Annotated in this window: 18 protein-coding genes; 13 read left to right on the top strand and 5 right to left on the bottom strand. The window is 51.1% G+C overall.

Annotated elements, in window-relative coordinates; genetic code table 11:
- Positions 1–4: 4 nt before the first annotated feature.
- Entirely contained in the window at positions 5–2461 is a 2457-nt protein-coding gene (locus tag SH451x_RS22775) for a flagellar hook-basal body complex protein (protein ID WP_479359506.1), read from the top strand.
- A gap of 42 nt (positions 2462–2503) precedes the next feature.
- Here the strand turns inward: SH451x_RS22775 and ruvB are convergent, their stop codons facing one another.
- Together ruvB and pyk are read right to left on the bottom strand one after the other, a co-directional pair.
- Positions 2504–3517, bottom strand: coding sequence for a Holliday junction branch migration DNA helicase RuvB (gene ruvB, locus SH451x_RS22770; RefSeq protein ID WP_479359505.1), 1014 nt, complete (start codon positions 3515–3517; stop codon positions 2504–2506).
- A 100-nt stretch (positions 3518–3617) separates the two neighbouring features.
- Positions 3618–5090 carry a pyruvate kinase gene (gene pyk / locus SH451x_RS22765; RefSeq protein ID WP_479359504.1) on the bottom strand — a complete coding sequence of 491 codons (1473 nt, stop codon included), beginning with the start codon at positions 5088–5090 and terminating at the stop codon, positions 3618–3620.
- Between the two features lie 181 nt (positions 5091–5271).
- Here pyk and SH451x_RS22760 point away from each other — a divergent pair, with 181 nt between their 5' ends.
- Both SH451x_RS22760 and SH451x_RS22755 read left to right on the top strand, forming a co-directional pair.
- Positions 5272–6123: an SDR family NAD(P)-dependent oxidoreductase gene (locus tag SH451x_RS22760; protein ID WP_479359503.1), complete on the top strand. Its 852-nt coding sequence runs from the start codon at positions 5272–5274 to the stop codon at positions 6121–6123.
- Positions 6124–6274: 151 nt separating this feature from the next.
- Positions 6275–7384, top strand: coding sequence for a hypothetical protein (locus SH451x_RS22755; RefSeq protein ID WP_479359502.1), 1110 nt, complete (start codon positions 6275–6277; stop codon positions 7382–7384).
- Here SH451x_RS22755 and SH451x_RS22750 read toward each other — a convergent pair.
- A complete protein-coding gene (locus SH451x_RS22750; RefSeq protein WP_479359500.1) occupies positions 7381–8328 on the bottom strand; it encodes a class I SAM-dependent methyltransferase in 948 nt (315 codons plus the stop codon). The genes SH451x_RS22755 and SH451x_RS22750 overlap by 4 nt on opposite strands.
- A gap of 69 nt (positions 8329–8397) precedes the next feature.
- Between SH451x_RS22750 and SH451x_RS22745 the strand changes: the two genes are divergently transcribed.
- The 5 genes from SH451x_RS22745 to SH451x_RS22725 all read left to right on the top strand — a co-directional run bounded on the left by SH451x_RS22745 (position 8398) and on the right by SH451x_RS22725 (position 12344).
- Positions 8398–8667 (top strand): hypothetical protein, encoded by a 270-nt coding sequence (locus SH451x_RS22745; protein ID WP_479359499.1) that lies wholly within the window; start codon positions 8398–8400, stop codon positions 8665–8667.
- Between the two features lie 96 nt (positions 8668–8763).
- Positions 8764–9987 carry a tryptophan synthase subunit beta gene (trpB, locus tag SH451x_RS22740; RefSeq protein ID WP_479359498.1) on the top strand — a complete coding sequence of 408 codons (1224 nt, stop codon included), beginning with the start codon at positions 8764–8766 and terminating at the stop codon, positions 9985–9987.
- A gap of 53 nt (positions 9988–10040) precedes the next feature.
- Positions 10041–10853, top strand: coding sequence for a tryptophan synthase subunit alpha (trpA, locus tag SH451x_RS22735; RefSeq protein WP_479359497.1), 813 nt, complete (start codon positions 10041–10043; stop codon positions 10851–10853).
- 27 nt (positions 10854–10880) lie between these two features.
- Positions 10881–12026, top strand: coding sequence for a leucine-rich repeat domain-containing protein (locus tag SH451x_RS22730; protein ID WP_479359496.1), 1146 nt, complete (start codon positions 10881–10883; stop codon positions 12024–12026).
- A gap of 42 nt (positions 12027–12068) precedes the next feature.
- Entirely contained in the window at positions 12069–12344 is a 276-nt protein-coding gene (locus tag SH451x_RS22725; protein ID WP_479359495.1) for a hypothetical protein, read from the top strand.
- Positions 12345–12360: 16 nt separating this feature from the next.
- Here SH451x_RS22725 and SH451x_RS22720 read toward each other — a convergent pair whose 3' ends face one another.
- On the bottom strand, positions 12361–13977 hold the full coding sequence (locus SH451x_RS22720) for an arylsulfatase (RefSeq protein WP_479359494.1): 1617 nt from the start codon (positions 13975–13977) through the stop codon (positions 12361–12363).
- A 424-nt stretch (positions 13978–14401) separates the two neighbouring features.
- On the opposite strand from SH451x_RS22720, the gene SH451x_RS22715 reads away from it, so the two are divergent.
- The 5 genes from SH451x_RS22715 (at position 14402) to SH451x_RS22695 (ending at position 20601) form a co-directional block, all read left to right on the top strand.
- Positions 14402–15484, top strand: coding sequence for a methyltransferase domain-containing protein (locus tag SH451x_RS22715; protein ID WP_479359493.1), 1083 nt, complete (start codon positions 14402–14404; stop codon positions 15482–15484).
- Between the two features lie 43 nt (positions 15485–15527).
- Complete coding sequence (locus SH451x_RS22710; RefSeq protein WP_479359491.1) at positions 15528–17279, top strand: transglutaminase-like domain-containing protein; 1752 nt, start codon at positions 15528–15530, stop codon at positions 17277–17279.
- A gap of 147 nt (positions 17280–17426) precedes the next feature.
- Entirely contained in the window at positions 17427–18911 is a 1485-nt protein-coding gene (gene gatA, locus SH451x_RS22705) for an Asp-tRNA(Asn)/Glu-tRNA(Gln) amidotransferase subunit GatA (protein ID WP_479359489.1), read from the top strand.
- Between the two features lie 30 nt (positions 18912–18941).
- A complete protein-coding gene (gene gatB, locus SH451x_RS22700; RefSeq protein ID WP_479359488.1) occupies positions 18942–20408 on the top strand; it encodes an Asp-tRNA(Asn)/Glu-tRNA(Gln) amidotransferase subunit GatB in 1467 nt (488 codons plus the stop codon).
- 7 nt (positions 20409–20415) lie between these two features.
- Positions 20416–20601 carry a hypothetical protein gene (locus SH451x_RS22695; protein WP_479359487.1) on the top strand — a complete coding sequence of 62 codons (186 nt, stop codon included), beginning with the start codon at positions 20416–20418 and terminating at the stop codon, positions 20599–20601.
- 31 nt (positions 20602–20632) lie between these two features.
- Here the strand turns inward: SH451x_RS22695 and SH451x_RS22690 are convergent, their stop codons facing one another.
- Positions 20633–22321, bottom strand: a complete 1689-nt coding sequence (locus SH451x_RS22690; protein WP_479359486.1) for a hypothetical protein — start codon at positions 22319–22321, stop codon at positions 20633–20635.
- Positions 22322–22323 lie beyond the last annotated feature (2 nt).

The raw sequence follows: 22323 nt of genomic DNA, 5'->3' as shown, positions 1-22323 counted from the left end.
CGACATGGGTTTAGCTTCATCGCTTAGTACTGCGCTGACTGGACTAAATGCTGCCGAAACACAGATTGATGTGCTCGGCAACAACTTGGCCAACTCCCAAACAGTTGGCTACAAATCGTCGGAAGTCGTTTTTGCGACTCAGTTCTTGCAAACACTTTCGCTAGGTGCAGCGCCAACCACGAACAATGGTGGTACGAATCCACGCCAAACGGGCTTAGGCGTACAGGTTGCCGGCATCAATCAAAATTTCCGCCAAGGGACCATTGAGATCAGCAGCAATCCCTCGGACTTGGCAATTCAAGGGGATGGATTCTTTCAGGTCGAAGGCAATCAAGGCGAGACGCTTTACACTCGTAACGGCATCTTTCGATTAAATGCTTCCAACGAGTTAGTTACGACTACGGGCAATCGTTTGTTGGGCTACGGAATTGACGAACAGTTTAATATTCAAACATCTGCCGTCGTGCCACTGACCGTGCCACTCGGTTCGGAAGCGGTAGCCAAAGCAACCACGACCGTTACGATGCAGGGTACTCTGTCTGCACAGGGCGATATTGCCGACACCTCGGAAATTATCCAGAGTGCGATCCTGGGCGATAGCTCGATTCCGCGGCCAGACGGGACCGTTATTTCTTCAACATCAGCCAATCGCCCCAGCACCACGAGTGTGACTGTTGCACAGACCGAAGGCACGGGCGGTACGCATCCAGAAGGCGCTGTGTACACATATCGATTTGCTTTCGTTGATTCTTCTGGCAACGAAAGCATGGCGAGCGACCCGGTTACTGTTACAGTCCCTGCAGGCAACGCGCTTGCTGACAATACAGTGACCATCAATGGTTTGCCCTCAGGCGGCACGCAGTACAGTCAGATGAACGTCTATCGGACAACCAACGGCGGCAGCGAGCCATTCTTGTTGGGCACTGCAGTACCGGGAGGGACCTTTGTCGATAACAATTCTGTTGCACTGTCGTCAACTCCGCTGGATAACAATGCCCTCAATGGCAATTATTCGTACTTGGTGACCTATTACCGCGCTGGGGAAGGGGAATCTCGGCCCAGCGAATTGGTCGGACCATTGAACGTTGTCAACGGACGCGTTTTCTTAAACAACCTTCCGACCCCACCAGTTCCGCCTTCGGGAGGTGGTTTTCCGGCATACGACGAGATTCGAATATATCGTAATTTGACGAGCGATCCGAACTCCTTCTATTTAGTCGACACGGTTGCGCCTGGGGTTACATATACTGACAGCAGAACCGACGCTGAGATCAGCGATTTGAATAATCCTAACAACAAGTTGGTGAATCTAGATGGGCCGACGATCGATAGCAACACGCTGTTAGTTAACGTCACAAGGCGTGATGGCTTTGATTACCTTTCGCCATTCACCGAAGGTACGATGACATTTAGAGCGCGCAAAGGTGGACGTGTGACACCCGAAGCTTCGTTTCAAATAACGTCGACGAGTACAATTCAAGACTTGATGAGCTTTATACAGAGCTCAGTTGGTATTCAAACCGACAGCGGCGATGCTATTAATCCAATTGTAAGTTCCGTCAACAATATCCCAGGTGAATCAGGCAATATATTCCCTGGGGCATACATTAGTAATGGGCGTTTGCGATTCGTAAGCAACACCGGTTTGGACAATGCACTTGATATCGATCTCACTGGGTTTCGGATTCAGAGTGCAACAGGGGAAGTGAACACGCCAAACTTAGCTTTCGGTTCAGCTCAAACGGCAGTCGGTCGAAGCGCGACCGCGGACTTTGTGGCGTACGATTCGCTAGGTCTGCCCTTAGGGGTTCGACTTACGGCGGTTTTAGAGAGCCGCGATGATAATAGTACCACTTACCGCTGGTATGCTGACTCGGGTGACAATATTTCCAGAATTTCGGATTCGCGAGCCGTAGGAACAGGTTTGGTTCGTTTCGATGGGAACGGAAACTTCATCTCTGCGACAAACAACACGATTGCAATTCAGCGAGATGGCTTGCCCAGCGACAAGCCGCTTGAGTTCGATATCGATTTTAGCGGCGTGAGCGGTTTGGCCGCTTCAGCTTCGACGTTGGCTGCTTCACGTCAAGATGGTTCGCCGCCGGGTGTTTTGACCAGCTATATCATCGGTGAAGATGGTTCTATCCGTGGGGTGTTTAGTAACGGTGTTTCGCGAGACTTAGGCCAAATTCGATTGGCACGTTTTACGAATAACAACGGTTTGGAACAACGCGGGCAGAACCTGTTCGCCCAGGGGATCAATACTGGCTTGCCTATTCAAGGACAGCCGGGGGAAAATGGTATTGGTACAGTTTCTTCAGGTGCACTTGAGTTATCCAACACGGACGTCGGCGGCGACTTGGTGAACCTGGTCCTCGCAAGTACTCAGTACCGAAGTAACGCCCGAGTTATCACAGCAACGCAACAGCTGTTTGACGAATTGCTGAACCTGCGACGTTAAGACTAAACGCTGAACTTTTCCTGTGAATAATGCCGGCTTGGCTTATTCACTATCTGGTGGAATCATCGGGATGTTCAGGTGCGTGAATCCCTTGGCGGTGACGCAACGGCCACGAGAAGTTCGGACGATAAATTCGCTGCGAAGCAAGAATGGTTCGACTTCGTCTTCCAGCGTGTCGGCTGATACGCTCATCGTATGCGCGATCGCTTCAACGCCAGCTGGGCCGCCGCCGAAGACACGAATGATCGTTTCCAAGTAACGTCGATCTTGACGGTCCAATCCAATTTCATCGATCCCAGTCATCTTCAGTGCGCGATTGGCAACGTCAAGCGTAATCTTTCCATCGCATTTGCTTTGAGCGAAATCGCGGACCCATAACAAACGGTTGTTTGCAACTCGCGGTGTCCCGCGCGATCTTTTCGCGATTTCAAAAGCAGCAGGTTCCTGCAGTTCAACGTTTAGCTTTACTGCGTTGCGATGCAAAATCGTTACCAGATCGTTGACGTCGTAGTAACCCAAGTGCTCGCGAATCTGGAAGCGATCGCGAAGCGGTGCGCTCAACATTCCCGCGCGAGTTGTTGCCCCTATCAAGGTAAACGGCTTGATAGCCAGATTTAACGTGCGGGCGTTGACGCCTTCTCCCAAAACAATGTCGACTTTAAAATCTTCCATTGCCGTGTAAAGATACTCTTCGACGTTTTTAGGTAATCGATGAATCTCGTCGATGAAGAGCACCGAGCCATATTCCAGGTTGGTCAAATATGGCAAAAGTTCTTTGGGAGCTTTCAAGCCTGGGCCGCTGGCGATCTGCATGCTCGTGCCCATCTCCTGCGGAATGCACGTCGCAAAAGTCGTCTTGCCAAGTCCAGGCGGGCCATCGAGCAAGATATGGCCAAGTGGTTGTCTGCGTTTTTGCGCAGCATCAATGGCGATGTTGAGCACTTCCATAACTTCGCGTTGCCCGACCATGTCGCCCATCCGTTTGGGACGTAGCACACCATCGGATTCGCCACCGTCGTCTTCAGCTTCGTCGTCGCCAAACTTTTCTCGCACCATGTTGCGATGAACGCTCCCCGCTCAAAAAATTTCACACTCCACTTTTCAATAGTGGCTGATCTTACCATCATCCGCACACTTCGCAAAACCAGGACTTTCGCTAGGAAGCAGGAGCGGTCGTCTGCATCGGCGGGACTTTTTGTACGACCAGAGAATTGTGTGCATAATCCATTACACCGGTTCCGGTAACGTAGACGATGTGATCGCCAGGAGCGAGAATTCCTGTTTCGCAGCCCCAGCGGCAGATGTCGTCAAACATCGCTTGCGTATTTTCGAGATGCTCGACTTTGTGGGGCATAATACCCCAGAACAAAGTCATTCTTTGTAGTGTCGCATCGACATCGCTGACCCCCAGTGTCGGAATGTAGTTGCGTTGTTTGGCCTTGACCCAAGCGGTACCGCCAGAACGCGATACGACGACTACAAGTTTGGCATCGATTGCTTCTGCAATATTCGCAGCGTTATAGGTGACAGCCGACGTGACAATGTGCACTTTGTCCATCGTCTTGATGCCGCCGGTCTGTGGGGCATCTTTGAGCATCTCTTCGGTTGTGTACAAGATCCGATTCATCATATCGACCGCTTCGACTGGGTAGTTTCCAATCGCCGTCTCACCGCTCAACATGCACGCATCGGCGCCGTCTAAGATGGCATTCGCGACGTCGCTAGCTTCGGCACGCGTCGGGCGGCGGTTGTGATGCATACTTTCGAGCATCTGAGTAGCGACTATCACCGGTTTTAGTCGGTCACGGCAAACTTGAATGATTCGTTTTTGAGCGACCGGCGTTTCGGCGACATCGATTTCAACACCGAGATCGCCCCGAGCGACCATCACAGCGTCGGCGGCTTCTACGATGGACTCCAGGTGTAGCATCGCTTCACGCTTTTCGATTTTAGCGATCACTAATGCATGAGAATCCAACGAGGTAAGCAGGTTCTTTAGCGAGTAAACGTCCTGAGCACTGCGGACAAACGAGAGCGACACAAAATCGATGTTGTTCTTAGCGGCCCACAACGCGTTATCGATATCCTCTGGACGCATCGCAGAAACACTCAACGAGACGCCGGGCAGGTTGATGCCTTGACGCGAACGGATCAAACCACCGACTTCGACCAGGCAGGTAACTTCATGCCGCGTGCATTCGGTGACCCGAAGCGTGATTGTCCCATCGGTTAACATAACTTGGTCGTTGACCTTGAGTTCGTCAATTAAACGGGTGTAGTTGCTGGTGAGGCATAAAGGATCTTGGCTTTCTTCACCTCGGACGAACTTCAGGTACGATCCGTTGGCAACTTCAAGCGGGTCTTGGCACAGCTTTCCAAGTCTAATTTTTGGGCCGGCCAGATCCAAAAGGATTCCGACCGGGAAGTTTGTCCGCAGACGAACATTGCGAATCTTTTCCAAAATCCGCTCGAAATCCTCGATCTTTCCGTGAGCAGTATTAATGCGAAAGATGTCGACGCCATGTTGGACCAGCTCGACAAGCGTGTCTTCCGATTCGCAAGCAGGTCCCACAGTCGCGATAATCTTAGTGCGGGCTTCCGTTGTTTTCGGACGGGGCGTGATCGGCATTGAAATTACCTGACTTCAAGGGTTTCGGTCGTTTGCTGTCAAAAAAAATATTGCAAGAACTTGCAGCGGCTGAATTTGAACTAAGCTATCGCGAGCGAGGTGTGCCGAAGTAAGTACCGCATTTTGCGAGTAACTAGGCATTGTTTGTACTGAACTACACGACTACTGCAACGGGGCTGTGATGCCGGGAAGATTGAATTGGACGAACAAATGGGCTCTTGTCGCTGGCGGAACAAGCGGCCTGGGGTTGGCAATTGCCAAGCAAATGGCAAGACGCGGAGCCAATGTTGCTGTGATCGGGCGGAACGCTGACCGAGTAATGGCTACATGCGAGATGCTGAAGGTAGCCGGTGCTTCCGATACTAACGGCTTTGCTGTCGATTTGTCCCAGCAATTGGAACGGTCCGAACCTGAATCGGCACGGCTTGTAGAATTCTGTGAGCATCAATCTTTGAAGCTTTGCGTTGCTGCGATCGGTAAATCGGACCGAGGGTATTTGGCTGATTTGTCTGCTGCAGATCTGCAACATTCGATTGCCAGCAACGTCGTGTCGGCGCTACAGACTAGCCAATTGGCAGCCAAGAGCCTTGCTCGAAATTGTGGGAGCTTGGTACACATCGCGTCGATTTCTGGTTTGGCCGCGGCCTCTGGGCTTGGCGCGTATTCGCTTTCGAAGTCTGCATTGGTTGCGATGTCGCGCCAAATGCGACAAGAATGGAAACCAAAGGGCGTCTATGTGACGCTGGTCTGTTGTGGGCCAATTGCACGAGAGGACGCGGGCAGTCGCTACGACGAACTCGCACAGCAGCGAGCATTGCCGGAGCATCTCAAGCAGGCTGGTGGTGGCGTGCGGTTGGAGGCAATCGACCCAGTAGTTTTGGCAGAACAGATTATCGCGGCCGCACTTCAACATAAACCCGAACTTGTCGTGCCAAATAAAGTGCGTATGCTCGCGTCCATTGCAGCGTTCTTCCCTAGCTTTGCCGACTCGATTATCGAAAAATCCTTCAACCGCAAGACTGAATCGCATTGATTCTAACCGCTAAGGAAAAGCGACCGGGGAAGATATTTCGCCTGCAAGCAAAATTGACCAGTTGGGCTTGTCACCGACCGCCTGGTCGACAAACTTAAGGAGCGTCGCACTTCCTTAGGATTAATGCTTGGTATTGTAGAGTGCTGGTGGCATGGAAATTACGGATAGTCAACTTATAAAGTACCTGACGCATGCTGAAGTGCGTGTTCGTTCGGCGTCACTTGAAAGCTTGGCGGCAAGCTTTTGTAGTGATCCATTAATGTTGCGGGCAATTTTTGATGCGTGGGATCAATTTGAGCCTGCCACAGCTTTCCCCGAATTGCCGATCTTAACGCACCTGCCAGTTCACGAATCTCTCGCCGATGAATCTTTATTGCGAGCGAGCGCGATGGTGCGTGGTAGAAAGATCGTTGACCCTGTTTGTCGTAGCGCGGGTAAACTCATTGAAGCTTATTCTGTGGCTTGTCCAGAAAACTACGCGCGTTTTCTGCCGCGATTCGAATCTCTGAAGCGCGAGTCGAAAATCTTTTTTCGCGTTGACATCGAAGGTATGCAGCTTCGCGCAAGTATGGTTGAGCGCACCGATGATGCGTTGCGAACAATCTTGGGTGAGATTTCAAGCGAACGCGGAGAGGAATCTTCGATGACGCCAAGCAGCGGAGCAAACGTTCGTTGTGCCCTGGACGAACTACATGCGCGAGGCCAAGCAGATAACTTCTGGTCGGTCGTTATCACCGAACTGGAAGAGAAAAGCAACGACTTTACTCCAAGTGCCGAAGTCGGACTTGAGGTGTTGTCGCGGCGTTCAGTCGGCGGTTACGAAGATCGCTTGGTCCGTTTGCTGGACCATAGCGATGCAAAGGTAGCGGACGCTGTGGCCATTTCTCTGGCAAGAAGCCGCAACCAAAATGTACTCGACGCAATTTCGAGAGAGTACCTCGGCCTGGAAACCGCTGGGAAGCTCCGCGCGGCAGTTGTGCTGCAACGCCTTCGATTGCCGGGAGTCGCGTCGCGGATCCGGCTGCTGAAAGAATCAGCGCGTGATGATCGCCCCGTGTCGGAAGCTTTGCTGATTGCCGAAATCTTGCAGTTCGATTTCGAAGCTGTTGAAGACTGGTTGGAAGCCTTGTTGGTAATCGACGATCGATCGCTTCATCGAATCGAGCAGCGATTGCATATCGCCTTGCCATTAGCAACGCAGTTGCCCGTGGAAGACCAACCGCGATTTATGAAATTGTTTCGCTCGCGTCTGGTCGACTAGGAAGGCCAGACTCGCAGGCGAATCGAATCATTCAAGCTCTCGACGCTTTCACCTGCCGAGTATGTGAATGATATTTCAACGTTGCTATTCGCTTCGACGTGTTGCGGCTGCGATAGCGGAAGGACCAAACACTGGTTTGGCCACGTGACTGCTCGTTGCTGCGGCATATTCACCGCTAGAATGTTTTGCGTAACGAACCGAACTGCGTTGATCGTTCCGCTTTGTTTTGCGATAAAGCCTTGCAGTACATCGAAGTGGAATGGAATGCTGTCGTTGTAAGCAATGTTGGAATAGGTTGACAATCCAGCAATTTCACAAGTGCGCGGCTGATGCGCGACCGGTGCTTGGAACATGGGGACCGGTGCGATGAATCCGTCAAAGTCGAATGATTGCTGCACGGGTTGCACCATCAGCATCGATAGTTCTGGTATGAAAACTGGTAGCGGACTGCCGAACTTGGCGACATAGTTGCGTTTGAAGGCGTCGATAACCTGCGCTTGTTTTTCGCGAAGCAAAGCGACGTGCAACATTTCGCAGATGACAACATCGACCGGCCGATCCGGGACAAACGTAGTTGCGTCATGCTGGACGACTTCGATTTGCTGGTCGAGTCCATTGGAGCCTATGAATTGTCGAGCGCTGCGGACGAGGACTGGGTTTCTCTCAACGCAGGTAACGGTTGCGCCTTGACGTGCCGCGAACGAAGATAGAATGCCCGTTCCGCCACCAAGCTCGACGACATGCATTCCGGGTTTTACCAAGAGCTCGATGGCTTCGCGAAATGCACCGACACGATGTTCGTCTTGCAGCATGTTGTAGTGGTACAACAGCGGAATATACTGCCCTAAAGTGTTGTCATCGGAATCAGGTTTGGGAGCAAACTTTTTTTCGAGTGTGCTGAACTTATTGCTTTGGCTATCCGTCGTCTGTGTGGCAGTCGGCATTATTCCTCGTAGAAATTGCAGGTTCGAGCAGCGGGGTATGTGAGTGGGAACCTTAGGAGAAGTCGTTGCTTGACTTCAAGAGTAGTTATTGCGACCCGAGTCAGAGTGCTCAAGAAAAGGGGCTACAACCTTGCAATAGAGTCTGATTTGATGACTCGTAGTGGCCGTTTTGAGGCTGCTAGGATTGAAAGCTGGCCGACTTGGACGAACATCGAGATGTGGCAAAAAGGATGGGAAGTGCCACAATTCGACGGCATTACAATGAAAACGGCTGGGTTTTTGCAACGTTTTGGTCCACCCTTTCCAGACAGCGACAATTCTGCAGGCGAACCCGATTAGCGAGATTCTCGATTCCGTAGTATCCTGTCAGCTGTTCAAGCGAGTGGCTGGTAATTTGGGTCAGCAGCTACATCCTTCTACGAAAACAACAGAAATATGTCGATTGCAGACAGTAAAAATGAAACGGCACCCATGGTGCCTGATGCCGCGGGCCGTTTTGGTCAATTTGGTGGTCGGTACGTACCCGAAACGCTGACGCGTGCCTTGGACGAACTGACGGCCGAGTACAGCAAGGCGATGAAAGATCCCGACTTTCATGCGGAACTGGACGAGCTTCTGAAGCGATTCGTCGGACGTCCTAGCCCTTTGTATCATGCCAAGCGTCTTAGCATGGCGATGGGTGGAGCGCAGATTTGGCTCAAGCGTGAAGATTTGAATCACACCGGCGCCCACAAGATCAACAATACGCTTGGCCAAGGCCTGCTGACGATGCGGATGGGTAAAAAGAGAGTCATCGCCGAGACGGGGGCTGGGCAACATGGAGTTGCGACTGCCACGGCCTGTGCTCACTTTGGTTTACCTTGTGTTGTCTACATGGGCGCTGAAGACGTCAGGCGTCAGAAACCGAACGTGTTCAGCATGCGTCTGATGGGAGCTGAAGTTCGCCCCGTCGAATCTGGCTCACGTACTCTTCGCGATGCCGTCAACGAAGCGATGCGAGATTGGATGTCATCGGTCGAAGACACGCACTACATTATCGGATCGGTCATTGGCCCTCATCCGTTTCCAATGATGGTACGTGATTTCCAATCGGTGATCGGCCGCGAATGTCGGCAGCAGTGCCTGGAGACGATCGGCAAGTTGCCAGATTGCGTAGTGGCTTGTGTTGGCGGTGGCAGCAACGCGGCAGGAATGTTTTATCCGTTTGTCGGTGATAAAACAGTAAAGCTTGTCGGCGTAGAAGCTGGCGGACGCGGCAGTAACATGGGCGATCATGCGTCGCCACTTTCATACGGTTCCCCTGGAGTTCTACATGGCAGTTTCAGCTATGTCATGCAGGACGAAGACGGTCAGACTTCCGATGTGCATAGCATGTCGGCTGGACTCGATTATCCAGGAGTTGGACCCGAGCACAGTTATTGGAAAGACTCGGGACGTGTACAATATACGGCATGCACTGATCAGGAAGCGTTAGCCTCCTTTGATCATCTTGCCCGAAACGAAGGTATACTTTGCGCATTAGAGACTTGCCACGCGGTAGCAAAGGCAGCGGATATTGCCAAAACAATGTCAAGCGACGAGCACTTGGTAATTTGTCTTAGCGGTCGCGGTGATAAAGATGCTCAGGAGATCGCAAGACTCCGGGGCGAACAATGGTAGCAAGCAGACTCTGCGGATTTTAGGTTAGTTCACTTCCAAGAAGTTTTCATTTCATGTCAGCGATTGATCAGCGTTTTAAGAAATTACGTGAGCAAGGCCGCAAAGCCTTCGTCCCTTTCGTTACCGGCGGCGATCCCGACCTCGAATTTACTAAGACTGTCCTGAAATCGCTCGACAAACTGGGGTGCTCGATTGGCGAAGTTGGCATTCCGTACAGCGATCCAATTGCGGACGGCCCCGTAATTCAAGCTTCGTATCAACGGGCGCTTGATCGCAAGATTAAGCTCAAATCTATTTTTGAAGCGACCACCCAGGTTGCTCCCCAGCTAGACATGCCGCTCGTGTGCATGGTCTCGTACGCAATCATTTATCGTTATGGTCCAGAGAAATTTATCGCGGAAGCGCAAGCGGCTGGTTTCGCGGGCGCAATCGTGCCGGACCTGCCCGTCGAAGAATGCTCGCTGCTCTCCAACGCTTGCCGCGCAGCAGATTTTAGCCTTGTTCAACTGGTCACGCCCACGACAACCGACGACCGAGCTCTGCGGATCGCTGAACTTTCTTCGGGGTTCATTTATTTTGTATCTGTCACCGGCATCACCGGCGAACGAGCCCAAATGCCGCCTGGTTTAGTTGATCGCGTTAGCTGGTTGCGCGAACGTACTCCATTGCCGATCTGTATTGGGTTCGGCATCAGTAGGGCCGAGCACATCCGCTTGTTGGCCCCCGTTGCAGATGGCGTCATTGTTGGATCAGCCATCGTCCGATTCCTTCAAGACGCAGCAAAAGACCAAGCCAAATCGATCAGCAATATTGAGACGCTGGTCAAAGAACTGATGGAAACGCTCGCTTGTTCACCAGTCGGTTGAAACTTCTTCCATGTTGGAACTTTGCTTATGAAATATAGACCGCTGTTGATGTTGAGCGCCTTAAGTTGCACGCTGGCTGGGTGTTTGGAAAGAACTGAAACGCCACCGGTGCAAACGCCAGCTGCTTCAACTGAAGAATCCAAGTCTATCGAATCCGCAATCAGCAAGGTGGAAGGCGTCCTGCTGAAAAAATCTTCGACAGGTGAGGTCGTCGATTTAGATTTAAGGAAAGCTTCTGATGAATGGCTCCAGTACGCTCCTGAGCTTGCGAACTTGAAGTCGTTAAAAGCACTTAAAATGCAGTCTGCGCAGGTGGATGACGCGACCATCGCACTTCTCAAAAACCATCCGACTTTGGTCACCCTGGATATCGCTCGCTGCAACATCAGCGATGCGAGTCTAGAAGTCATTGCGACGATCAAACAGCTTGAAGTTCTCAATCTAGCTGAATGTACCAGCGTCACAGATGAGGGAGCAAAGCAACTTGTTGCCCTTACCGCGATGAGGAATTTGACCTTGGCGGGGCAGGGGATCACCAATGATAGCTTGTTGATCGTCGGTCAACTTAAGCGATTATCGGTGCTGAATCTTTATCATTGCGCAGTAGATGATGCCGGTTTTGATGCCTTGAATGGATTGGATGCACTGCAACAATTCTCTTGCTATGGCACACCCATCAGCGGCGCCGGCCTATTGCAGCTTGGCAATGCACAGGGAATTGTAAAACTGAATTTGAGAGCGACAAAAATTACCGACGAGCACTTGAGTGCTGCGCTGCCCCGATTCAAAGAGCTCAGGTCCCTTGAACTCAGCGAGACTCAGATTTCGGACGCTGCCGTGCCTGCCATAGTTGAGTTGCCTAACTTGGTTGACGTAAATTTTTGGCTAACGAAGATCAGCGATGCAGGTGTTGCTCAATTTGAAAACAAGCCTTTGAAGCGATTGAATCTAGACAATATTCCAGAGTTGACCAATGCCGCGGCTATGTCGGCGAGCAAGATCAAAACGTTAGAGTTTCTGCATCTTGGAAAGACAGGGATCGATGATGCATGCCTGAAATATTTCCAAGATCTGGAATCGCTGTCCGAATTGCATGTGAGCCATACAGCGGTTACTCAAGAGGCCGTCGACGCATTTCGAAAGTTGCGGCCTGCGATGAAGGTCGTCTATTAGGTAGATCGCTCAACGTGAACAAACCCATTAGGAAAAAGCAGCATGCAACCGAACTTCTGGGATACTCACACAATTCTGTTTGTGATTGCCATGTTCTTCTTTCCGCGGCTGACGATGCTGTTTGCGACTAGCTTTGGAAGTGGATTTTTATATTGGTTGGGTTGGCTTTTCGCCCCGCGACTTACCGTCGCGATTATCGCAACGATGTTATATTCTCAAACCAACATCGTCCTCGTAGTGCTGACCTGGTTTTGGGCTTTGTCGGGCGAATCCTGTGAGAAAGCTGGCGCCAAAAGTGTTGCCACGCGAAAATCGTAGCCCGGCACTTCAGCTTTTATTGGTCAGAAGCATCTTTGCGAAACTGAGCGGTCATTTGCTCCCAGGTGTTAACCATCTCTGCAAGTTTCTCTTTGTTTTCAGTAGCTAAATCGTGCGATTCGATACGGTCAGTCCGCAGATTGTACAATTGCCATTCTTCGTTCGCTGACTTTACAATTTTGAAATCATTCTGGCGCAAAGCCTTGTTCTCTTCGTGCAGCCACCAGACGGTATCTTGCCCAACCGCGGCCACGTTGTCTTGAATGGCTGGAACTAACGAGAGGCCGCTGAAATTCTTAGGACCTTCGTTTGCTGGTGGTGTGGTCGGCAAGCCCGCTAAATCGAGAACAGTGGGAACGATACTTGCGACATGCCCTACTTGCTCACGCAGGCCAGGACTGTGGATTCCGGCGGGCCAGTGGACAATCAGTGGAGTCGCTATGCCACCTTCATGAACCCATGTCTTGTGTCGGCGAAATGGTGTGTTGCAGGCACGCGACCAACCGGGACCTAAGCAAAGATAAGAAGATGGCGAACCCGCCACCGCAGTTGCATCATGGCCGTCGCCACGAACCATAATTTCAGCGCTGGCCCCGTTATCTGACAATACGAAAATGATTGTGTCCTTTATTTTGTTATGCGATTCAAGCCATTCGACAATGCGTCCAACTTGTTCATCAAGACAATCGACCATGGCCGCATGGACAGCCATTTTGGAAGCTTGAAAGTCTTTTTGGATGTCAGTCAACTGTGACCAGGGAAGTTCGCGGTTGACTTCTCCGGGTCCTAATGCTTGTAAGGCATCGGGAAAATGGTAAGGTGGTCCAACCGATGGCTCGTAAGCCGCTGCTGAATCGATTGTGTTCAGCCCCAAGGAATTTTGGCGTTGAAGCCGTGCATGGCGAATGGCATCCCAGCCCGCTTTGTAAGTCTCTCGGTAATTGGCAATCTTGTGTTCGGGAGCATGCAGCGGAAAATGTGGGGCGATGAATGCGACGTAACCTAAGAACGGCTGCTCCGAGTCCTGCGCAGCGTGTTCGTCGAGAAACTGGAGCATGTGATCGGTGATCGCTGTCGACGCGTAGTAGCTTCCATCGGCTTTCACCGCTGGCAGTTCGGTGCCGTTAAGCTGATGACGGCTGGGCGCGAAGTGGCGATTGTCATCCAGCAAAAGATAGGATTGAGCAAAGCCGCACTCGTTTGGCTGACCGTCCAAGTGCCATTTGCCGCTGTGGTAAGCTTTGTAGCCAGCCTTTTCGAGAAGCTCGGGGAGCAATGGTGCCCATGCGGGACGTGTGCCTCGGTTTCCATTCTCCCCTTTGGCAAAACCATCGCGGCGGACTTGTTGAGCGTAAAAGCCTGTCATCAGGGATGCTCGCGTTGGCCAGCAACGAGCCGTGTTGTAAAACTGGGCGAAGCGAACACCCGAGTTTGCAAGCCGATCGAGGTTGGGCGTCTGGATCTCGGCGCCGTAGCAACCTAAATCTGAAAAGCCCATATCGTCCGCCAGAATGATGAGAACATTCGGCCGTTTCGCAGGATCGCTCGTCTCGTCACCAGTTGCCCAAGCCAGTGGTAACGATACTAGCCACAGCACGAAAGGTAGAACACTGGGCCGACTGGTCTTATGCATGTCTGCACTGTTTTGTTGTAGGTTGAACGGTGTGGGGACGATCTGAGCGGTCTATCACGGGACAAGCACTAAACCAGCATTTCTCAAAACTGTTGATTTGAAAAATTGTACTTTATAGTCTCAGCAGGCTGGACGCTTTTGAGGGCAACAGATTTGTTGTCTAAAAGCTCGCGGACTTGGGTTTTTGTTACAACAGAAAGGCAGAATTCCTTAAATCGCAGATCTTCTACGCTCATAATGCGAAGTTTGAGTTCGAATGACCTGTATTGGAGCAGTCTGGATCGGAAAAATCCACATCATCGGTTAAAATGAGGCCCGCGTTTGGGAGATTCATGCCAAGTTTGACCTGGTCTACGTCTGCCGACGCGAATGGCAATTAAACTAGGCGGCGTTAAGAAAAGCGAAAATTAAGGGAATCTGAAGCATGCGTAACGTAGTTTTCTCTCTCAAGGGCGGCCGCGACGGTGTCGAAGCGGCAGCAAACGCAACACGTTGGTTAAGCCTTTTCTTGTTGTTGCTGACCGTTGTTCCATTAGGCGGCATACTTGCGCAGGAGAAGGTTAGTGCCAAGTCAGATTTTTCGCTCGATGCGATGAAAGAAGAATTGGCTGCTGGTAAAGCGATACTGATTGATGTTCGCGAAGACAATGAATGGAACGCGGGGCATCTGAAGGCTGCCGAAAAACTGCCGTTGAGCGACCTGAGGACGCGTTCAAGCTTCGTTGACTTGAACCTCAAATATCCAAAAGACAAGACGCTCTACCTCCATTGTCAGGTTGGGCAACGTTGCCAAACGGCAGCGAAGATACTGGCGGAAAAAGGATGGAAGACCGTCGCAGTTCCGACAGCGTATCCGGCTTTGATCGCTTCGGGGTTCGAGGTTGATAAATCAGTCTATGAAGGAATCAACAAAGACTTTAAAAACCCAGACCTTTCCGTCGAAGAGTATTTGAGCAAGTTTGAAGTCGAGAGTCGCGAAGTCTACTCCAGTCGCAAAGAGATTTTAAAAGCGATCGATTTGAAAGAAGGTCAGGCAGTAATCGACCTGGGTGCGGGTACTGGATTCTATACGTTCCTGTTTGCCGATGAAGTTGGACCGGAAGGAAGCGTTCTCGCACTAGACATTGCACCAAAGTTCGTTGAGTCCATTCAGCAAAAAGCAAAGGACGACAAACGCCCAAACGTTATGGCGGCATTGTCGAGCGATACTGGTTTTGACGTGTTGCCTGAATCGATCGATCTGATTTTCGTGTGCGACGTTTATCATCACTTTGAATTTCCCGAACGTATGCTTGCCAGCATCAAGCAAGCATTGGCAGAAGGTGGCCGTTTGGTAATTATCGACTTCAAGCGAGAAGAAGGTGTCTCGCGTGAATGGGTGTTAAGCCATGTTCGTGCAGGCCAAGATGTCGTTCGAAAAGAAGTCGAAGGCGCTGGACTAAAGTTTGTATCGGCCAACACTGAAATGCTTGACGAAAATTACTTGATGATTTTCGAAAAAGAATAATTCTTGAAAGCTCTGTCTGCTTTCTCCTCCAAATTGTTTTGTTATGAAATCGAAACTATATCCAACGTTCGCCGCTCAACGTCAGCTTCTGGTTTTTGCACTGGCGATCATTACGCTTAGCGGTGCGACTGGCTGTTACACCGACTACAGCCCAATGAGCGAGCGGATTGATTCGCCGACGACAGTGAGCATCGAGGAGGAAGATCGGCTCATTGAGCGCGGAACCGCGTTGCTCCAGGAGTTGGGCATTGAAGCAGAGATCATCTCAAATAACGCTGCGAAATCGGTTGAGCAGGTTCGAGCAGACCAAGCGATGCTCACTCCTCAAGCGCAGTTTGTAGCCGAACCGTTGCCCAATTCTGACTGGTTGCCGGCGGAGAAGCTGCCTTTTGAGCGATGGGAAGTTCAATACTATCATCATGAACCGCTGGGATATCTGCATCAATACAGCCGCGCATCGGATGTCGGAGGCGAACAGCGAATTGTTACCGAAATCGACGCCATAACGCGAAGCCGTACCGGTGACTTGGATAGTGAGCAGTACATCACTATGTATTTGATTGAGGGCACAAATGGCAAGTTTAGATCGATCGACTACAAGGTCCAGTCGGGCGAATCATTGTCAACTGTAAAGGCAATCGTAATCACTCAAGAGCTGCGAGTGACGGTTAAAGGTCCGGGCAAGAATGAACAAAAAGTAATCGAATGGGATGAAAGTATCCGCGGACCTATGGCTGTAGAGCAGTCGCTGTTGCGAGAAATGATCGACGAGGGTGAAAATCGAAGTCTTTCCGTGTTTGATCCAACCGTTGCGGATGTAGTCAAAGTGCAGTTGTTGGGGCGAGGATTTACAAGAGTCCCAACGCTCGGAGGTGTGTTCGCCCAACTGATGGAAGTTGAGCAGACGATTTTTCACAAAGACCAAAGCTTTGTTTCAACGCTGTGGGTCGATCAGGCTGGCGTAATTCAAAAACGGTACCTTGGAGGACGTGGCTTTACCTCGTTTGCAGCAGATCTTGCCATGGCAAACGCTGTGCGAGATGCCGCCATTTTGTCGCGACTGGACAAAAAGGATATCAGCCTGCAAACTTCATTGACTTCCTCCCAGTCACGTGACGAAATAACGTTCCGTATCAGTTCCGTCAACGAAGACCCTTACAAGCGGTTTCCGCAAAGCTCGCGTCAAAAAGTCAGTTCCATCTCGGCGATCGTTGCTGACTTGCAGGTTACGCGACAGGAAATTGCTGGGCTAGTAACTCCAGATATTAGCGATGCCGAATCGGCCAACAGGCAGGAGGTGGATCCTGCCTTGAAAAGTGGACCAATTATCCAGGCCAATTCGGGAATGGTTCAAGCGATTGTCGAAAAGTGGAAAACTGCTGACGATGGGAAAACGATCCAGCGTTTGGCTCAACAAGTCAATCTCGAACTTCGGCCCTTGGAGTTTACGAATTCCGTTTCGCCGGCATCGGTCGTGTTAACCGCAAAGCAAGCAGACTGTACCGGCTATGCGGTCGTTATGTGCGCGGCGGCTAGAGCGGCTAATATTCCTGCGAGGCTTGCCTCAGGTTTAACGTACTTCACGCGCGACGGCGAGCCTGCGATGCGTTATCACATGTGGACCGAAGTTCTCGTCGACGGCGATTGGATCGAAATCGACGCGACTCAGGAAGATGGAACGCTGCCGTTGGCGACCATCAAAGTAACGGATTCCAATCTGGATGATGAGAATCCCTACTCGATCATTTTGCCGATTTTTAGGCTCATCCAGGATATCGACATTACGATTCGATAGTGCTTAACGCACTGTCTAGTTGAATTAAATTGAAGCTCTTGAAGGCATTGCGCCGCTCGCCCGTTTCCCGATTGGCCTGATTCGCTTATCCTACGTGCCATAGAAGTTTGAATTCAGCACTCAAGTGGCGTCGTTGGTCGACGAAGCATGCAAATAATCAATTTATCCGCACTCGAACTGGCGCGGCTGATCCGCGAAAAAACGGTCTCAAGTCGCGAAGTTACGACAGCATTTTTGGATCGAATTCACAGCACCGATGGCGAAGTGCAAGCTTTCCTAGGAGTAGACGCGGATCGTTCGCTGCAACAGGCCGAGGCTGCAGATAAAGCCATCGCGGCCGGAAACTCCCATTCCGTACTGGCGGGAGTTCCGATCGCCATTAAAGACAACCTGTGCACCGTGGTCGGCACGACGAGTTGCGCTTCAAAAATCCTTGAAAGCTATACGGCTCCCTATTCGGCTGCGGTGGTCGAACGCATTGAAGCAGCAGGCATGGTGATTGTCGGCAAAACGAACATGGACGAGTTCGCGATGGGCAGCTCGACTGAAAACAGTGCCTTCGCGACGACCAAGAATCCATGGGATCTCGAACGAGCTCCGGGTGGCAGCAGCGGCGGGGCGGCTGCGTGCATAGCAGCTCAACAATCGCCGCTATCACTGGGTTCAGATACGGGAGGCTCGATTCGCCAGCCCGCGTCGCTGTGCGGCGTTTGTGGCTTGAAGCCGACTTACGGTCGCGTCAGCCGCTACGGTTTGGTGGCGTTCGCATCCAGCTTGGATCAAATTGGCCCATTCGCGAATGATTGTTCGGACTTGGCGGCACTTTTGCAGGTGATCGCGGGTCATGATCCCCGAGATTCCACGAGTATTCCACAAGATTCGACGGACTATCTATCGCAGGTTAAAAAGCCGATAGAAAAGCTGCGTGTAGGGATTGTACCGGAGTTCATGGAGAGCGATGGCGTTGCGCCAGACACGCGAGCGAACTTACAGAAGGCTTTGGACGTCTTCAAAAGCAACGGGGCCGAGATCGTGGAAGTCGACTTGCCTCATGCCAAGTACGGAATTCCGACTTACTATATTATCGCGTGCAGTGAGGCGAGCAGCAATTTGTCCCGTTACTCAGGCGTCCACTATGGTTATCGGCATCCTGCGGCGCGTGGCAAGTCCTCGGATGGCGACGCACTAATCGACATGATTTGCGATTCTCGCAGTCATGGTTTTGGAGCAGAGGTCAAGCGGCGTATTATGTTAGGGACCTACGCACTAAGTGCCGGTTACTACGACGCATATTATTTAAAGGCATTGAAGCTGCGAAGATTGATTCGCAATGAGTACGACGAGGCATTTAAGAAGGTCGACGTACTTTTAGGACCAACGACTCCATCGGAGGCTTTCAAGATTGGCGACAAGTCGAGTGACCCAATCGCAATGTATTTGGAAGATCTCTTCACCGTCGGTGCAAACCTTGCGGGTGTCCCAGCCGTGTCGATCCCGAGCGGCTTTTCTGCAAGCGGTCTGCCAACTGCTATCCAATTGCAGGCACCTGTATTGGAAGAAGCTCGACTGCTCCAATGCGGAAATTGGTACCAGACGTGGGTCGACTACCAACCAGTTTGGCCAACACTGTAGTGCGCGGGATTTTGAGAGCAAGTGACGCAAATGTCTGATGTGACTTATGAAATTATTGTAGGACTTGAAGTCCACGTGCAACTAAAAACAGATACAAAACTGTTTTGTCGATGCAGTACAAAGTTTGGTAGCCCACCGAATACTCAAGTGTGCGCGGTTTGTTTAGGGCAACCCGGATCTTTGCCTGTCATCAATGCGAAAGCGATTGATCTGGCTATTACAGCCGGCGTCGCAATGAATTGTGAAATCGCGCAATTTACCAAGTGGGATCGGAAGAACTACTTTTATCCAGACTTGCCCAAAGGCTACCAGATCAGCCAGTTTGATTTGCCGATTTGCGGGGCAGGGCATATTGAAATCGAAACGGCAGACGGCCTCAAGCAAATCCGGCTCGTGCGAGCTCATCTGGAAGAAGATGCTGGTAAAAGCTTGCACGATGAGAGGGCTCGAACAGCTGATAGCCGAATCGATCTTAATCGCACAGGTACGCCTTTACTTGAAATCGTATCTGAGCCCGACATTCGGTCGACGGAAGAAGCGAGAGCCTATCTCACTGAACTAAAGATGATGCTGGAGTACTTGGGCGTTTCTGATTGTAACATGCAAGAAGGCTCGCTACGGGCTGACGCCAACGTCAACTTGCACATTACACGCGACGGCGAAAAAGTTGCCACGCCAATTGTCGAAGTAAAGAACCTTAACAGCTTTCGATCGGTCGAGCGTGCTATTGTTTACGAAGCTGAGCGGCAATTCCGACTGTGGTGCGAAACCGGTCTAACCATCGGACAATCGCCGAAGCAGACTCGGGGATGGGACGACAATGCTGGCGAGACGACCCTGCAACGTGAAAAAGAAGACTCTGCGGACTATCGCTACTTTCCGGATCCTGACTTAATTCCAGTCACAATCCAAGCTGGCCAGATCGATGAAGCTCGCTGTAGTCTGGGAGAATTACCACAACAACGACGGCGACGCTACGAATCGCAATACCAAATGCGTCGTGAAGATGCCTTCACTATCTGTCAGCAGGGCAGGGGAGTCATCGAGTTTTTCGAGTCGGCAATCGAACATGGGGCTTCCCCCAAGCGCGCGACGTCGTGGATGTTGCAGGATGTCTTGCGAACTTTGAACGATAGCCAAGCAAGTATTGATCGCTTCCCGATTTCGGCAGCTCGTTTAGCCGAATTGTTGATAGCGATTGAGAATGGCGATTTGGATACTACCAAGGGACGCGAGGTCTTTCAGCATCTGCTGAAAAACCCCAACGATTCCGTCGCCGATGGTGTAAAGGCACTGGGGATAGAACGTGTGTCGGGGGATGAATTAGAGACCATTTGCCAGGAGTTGTTACAAGCGAATCCTGATGTAGTTGCGAAGGTTCGCGACGGAAACGTGAAAGCGCTGGGCGCATTGGTTGGTCAAGCACGAAAACGCAACTCCAACGCAGATCCACGTATTGTCCAAGAGATTTGCTTGCGACTGATTCAGGGTTTGTAGTTATCAAATGAATCGATACCGACAATTACTTCGTGACACTTGGTGGTTATGGTTAACCTTTGCGTTTGTGGCAACCTTGTTGATCGTGTTTGTAAACAAGATCTTCGTAATTATGATACCGGTCCTGGTCAGCGTATTCTTGTATTTCGCGATGGTTCGATATGACGATGACGGGAATTTCTTAGGGCCTTGAGGGCTAGAGCTCTGCCTGTCGATGAGCTGGTTTAAAGTCCTAGTAGCCGAAGGTAGAGTTGGTACAACCATGGATGTTGCCATGGATTGGCCGAAGCAAACCAAGCGGAAAATATGCTGATCACCAAGCAGACTTCTACCAATCGCTTGGCCCAAACGCTTTGCCACCATTTTGTAGTTGCGTTTGTGGTTTGAAAAGCTCGACAAGCAATGTAAAGCCAGCCAGGAATTAGCCAGAACTGCCAGCGAAAACCACTGCAGACTCCGCCATAATTCCTGTCCAGTTGATCTCGTGCAAGATAGAAGACAATACAGACAATACTTACGACTGCGATTCCGGCGACAATTCGGCGTGTGACTGCGTCATCGTGGCGAAGCGATAGCCAAACACCTGGAATGACCAAAAGAAAAATTGGTGTGAGGGAGAATATGCCGTGGTGTCCGAGCAGCGAGTTCCAAGCATATACTGCGACAGAAGCTTCGCCTAAATCTACACCACGCTTGTTTTCTGCCAACCAATAGGAGCTTGGGTAGTCATACCAATCGTTCCAGGCGTGGATATCGAATCGGCCATCAGTGATGACAACGGCGAACCGTCGTTGCATGCTTTGATCTGCTGCATCTAACGCAATCAACCGCACTGTCGATTCGCGTCGTGCCGGTTCAACTGCTACGAAGGAAGTCGCATTCAATTCTTGCTTTACTAGTTCTTGGTCAAAAGTCGCCACAAGTCTAGCTGCTTGATCGGGAGTAATCGATTGTACTCCGGTCGACTTGAGTTCCGTTGCTAGTTGTTCGTTGTTCACGCTAGCCAACAGTTTGCCAAGGGCTTCACGATGGTAATAGGGTGGACGCCAATCTCCATGGGCATACCAGTTCATTCCAACGATAGCGAGCAGAACTGGTACGAGGCCTGCTAGATAAATGGACCAAGTCTTGAGGAAATGGTCTCGCTGGAAAAGTATGAGAGGGATAGTAGCCGCCCACGCAAGCGAGGGAAGCTCGCACATTACCGTAAGTCCAGCGAAAATACCCGTGAGTAGGATTTTTCCAGTGGCCTTTGCAGTGCCCAGTGGCAAAGAAAGGATCTGCCGAATCAAAATAATCGTTGCAGCAAAGAAGATCGCGGCATGCAGATGGTTGTTGAGCGTAACTAAGAACGTCGTGAGGAATGTTCCAAATAAACCGGATAGCAAAAGAATCGTTCGCGGCCAAGCATCCGTTATGTCACGTAAGACTGTACGGCGCCACCAGTGCCATAACCAAATCATGGGAAGGAGGTTTGTGATGGCAAGTACGCATCGGCCGATTAACAAAGGGTAATCGCTAAGCCGGCTTTGAAAAATCATCGTCACTGGCCAAGTGATTCCAGCATAGATGACGCTGAGCAACGGTGGTTTGCTAGAGTAAAACCGTTCCACACCTTGGTCGTCGGCGTGGCGAACCATGTCGATCGAGTACCACGTTCGTGACCGACCTTTTGAATCACGCTTCTCCAGTAAGCGGTCGATGGCGAACGTTTGGTCTTCCAGCAGCGCAGCGACTGCGGACCAGCGACTACGATCATTCGCACTCAAGAATGGCGTTTCGCCGTTGGATGCGGTTACTGATACGATTCTTGCAATGCTAATTGCAATGATCGTGAGAATCAGCAGGTGCGAAGCCGATTGGAAGAGTCGGTCCATTGCGTCTTGGTTCGCGGGCGACGAGGAAGGATGCATGT

This window comes from Njordella aestuarii (genome assembly GCF_056494165.1).
The sequence above is the reverse complement of the archived record's forward strand: the minus strand, read 5'-3'. Positions and strand labels throughout refer to the sequence as shown.

Coding starts and splice junctions, on each gene's coding strand:
- SH451x_RS22775 (WP_479359506.1), top strand. CDS start 5: ATGGGTTTAGCTTCATCGCTTAGTACTGCGCTGACTGGACTAAATGCT.
- ruvB (WP_479359505.1), bottom strand. CDS start 3,517: ATGGTGCGAGAAAAGTTTGGCGACGACGAAGCTGAAGACGACGGTGGC.
- pyk (WP_479359504.1), bottom strand. CDS start 5,090: ATGCCGATCACGCCCCGTCCGAAAACAACGGAAGCCCGCACTAAGATT.
- SH451x_RS22760 (WP_479359503.1), top strand. CDS start 5,272: ATGCCGGGAAGATTGAATTGGACGAACAAATGGGCTCTTGTCGCTGGC.
- SH451x_RS22755 (WP_479359502.1), top strand. CDS start 6,275: ATGGAAATTACGGATAGTCAACTTATAAAGTACCTGACGCATGCTGAA.
- SH451x_RS22750 (WP_479359500.1), bottom strand. CDS start 8,328: ATGCCGACTGCCACACAGACGACGGATAGCCAAAGCAATAAGTTCAGC.
- trpB (WP_479359498.1), top strand. CDS start 8,764: ATGTCGATTGCAGACAGTAAAAATGAAACGGCACCCATGGTGCCTGAT.
- trpA (WP_479359497.1), top strand. CDS start 10,041: ATGTCAGCGATTGATCAGCGTTTTAAGAAATTACGTGAGCAAGGCCGC.
- SH451x_RS22730 (WP_479359496.1), top strand. CDS start 10,881: ATGAAATATAGACCGCTGTTGATGTTGAGCGCCTTAAGTTGCACGCTG.
- SH451x_RS22725 (WP_479359495.1), top strand. CDS start 12,069: ATGCAACCGAACTTCTGGGATACTCACACAATTCTGTTTGTGATTGCC.
- SH451x_RS22720 (WP_479359494.1), bottom strand. CDS start 13,977: ATGCATAAGACCAGTCGGCCCAGTGTTCTACCTTTCGTGCTGTGGCTA.
- SH451x_RS22715 (WP_479359493.1), top strand. CDS start 14,402: ATGCGTAACGTAGTTTTCTCTCTCAAGGGCGGCCGCGACGGTGTCGAA.
- SH451x_RS22710 (WP_479359491.1), top strand. CDS start 15,528: ATGAAATCGAAACTATATCCAACGTTCGCCGCTCAACGTCAGCTTCTG.
- gatA (WP_479359489.1), top strand. CDS start 17,427: ATGCAAATAATCAATTTATCCGCACTCGAACTGGCGCGGCTGATCCGC.
- gatB (WP_479359488.1), top strand. CDS start 18,942: ATGTCTGATGTGACTTATGAAATTATTGTAGGACTTGAAGTCCACGTG.
- SH451x_RS22695 (WP_479359487.1), top strand. CDS start 20,416: ATGAATCGATACCGACAATTACTTCGTGACACTTGGTGGTTATGGTTA.
- SH451x_RS22690 (WP_479359486.1), bottom strand. CDS start 22,321: ATGCATCCTTCCTCGTCGCCCGCGAACCAAGACGCAATGGACCGACTC.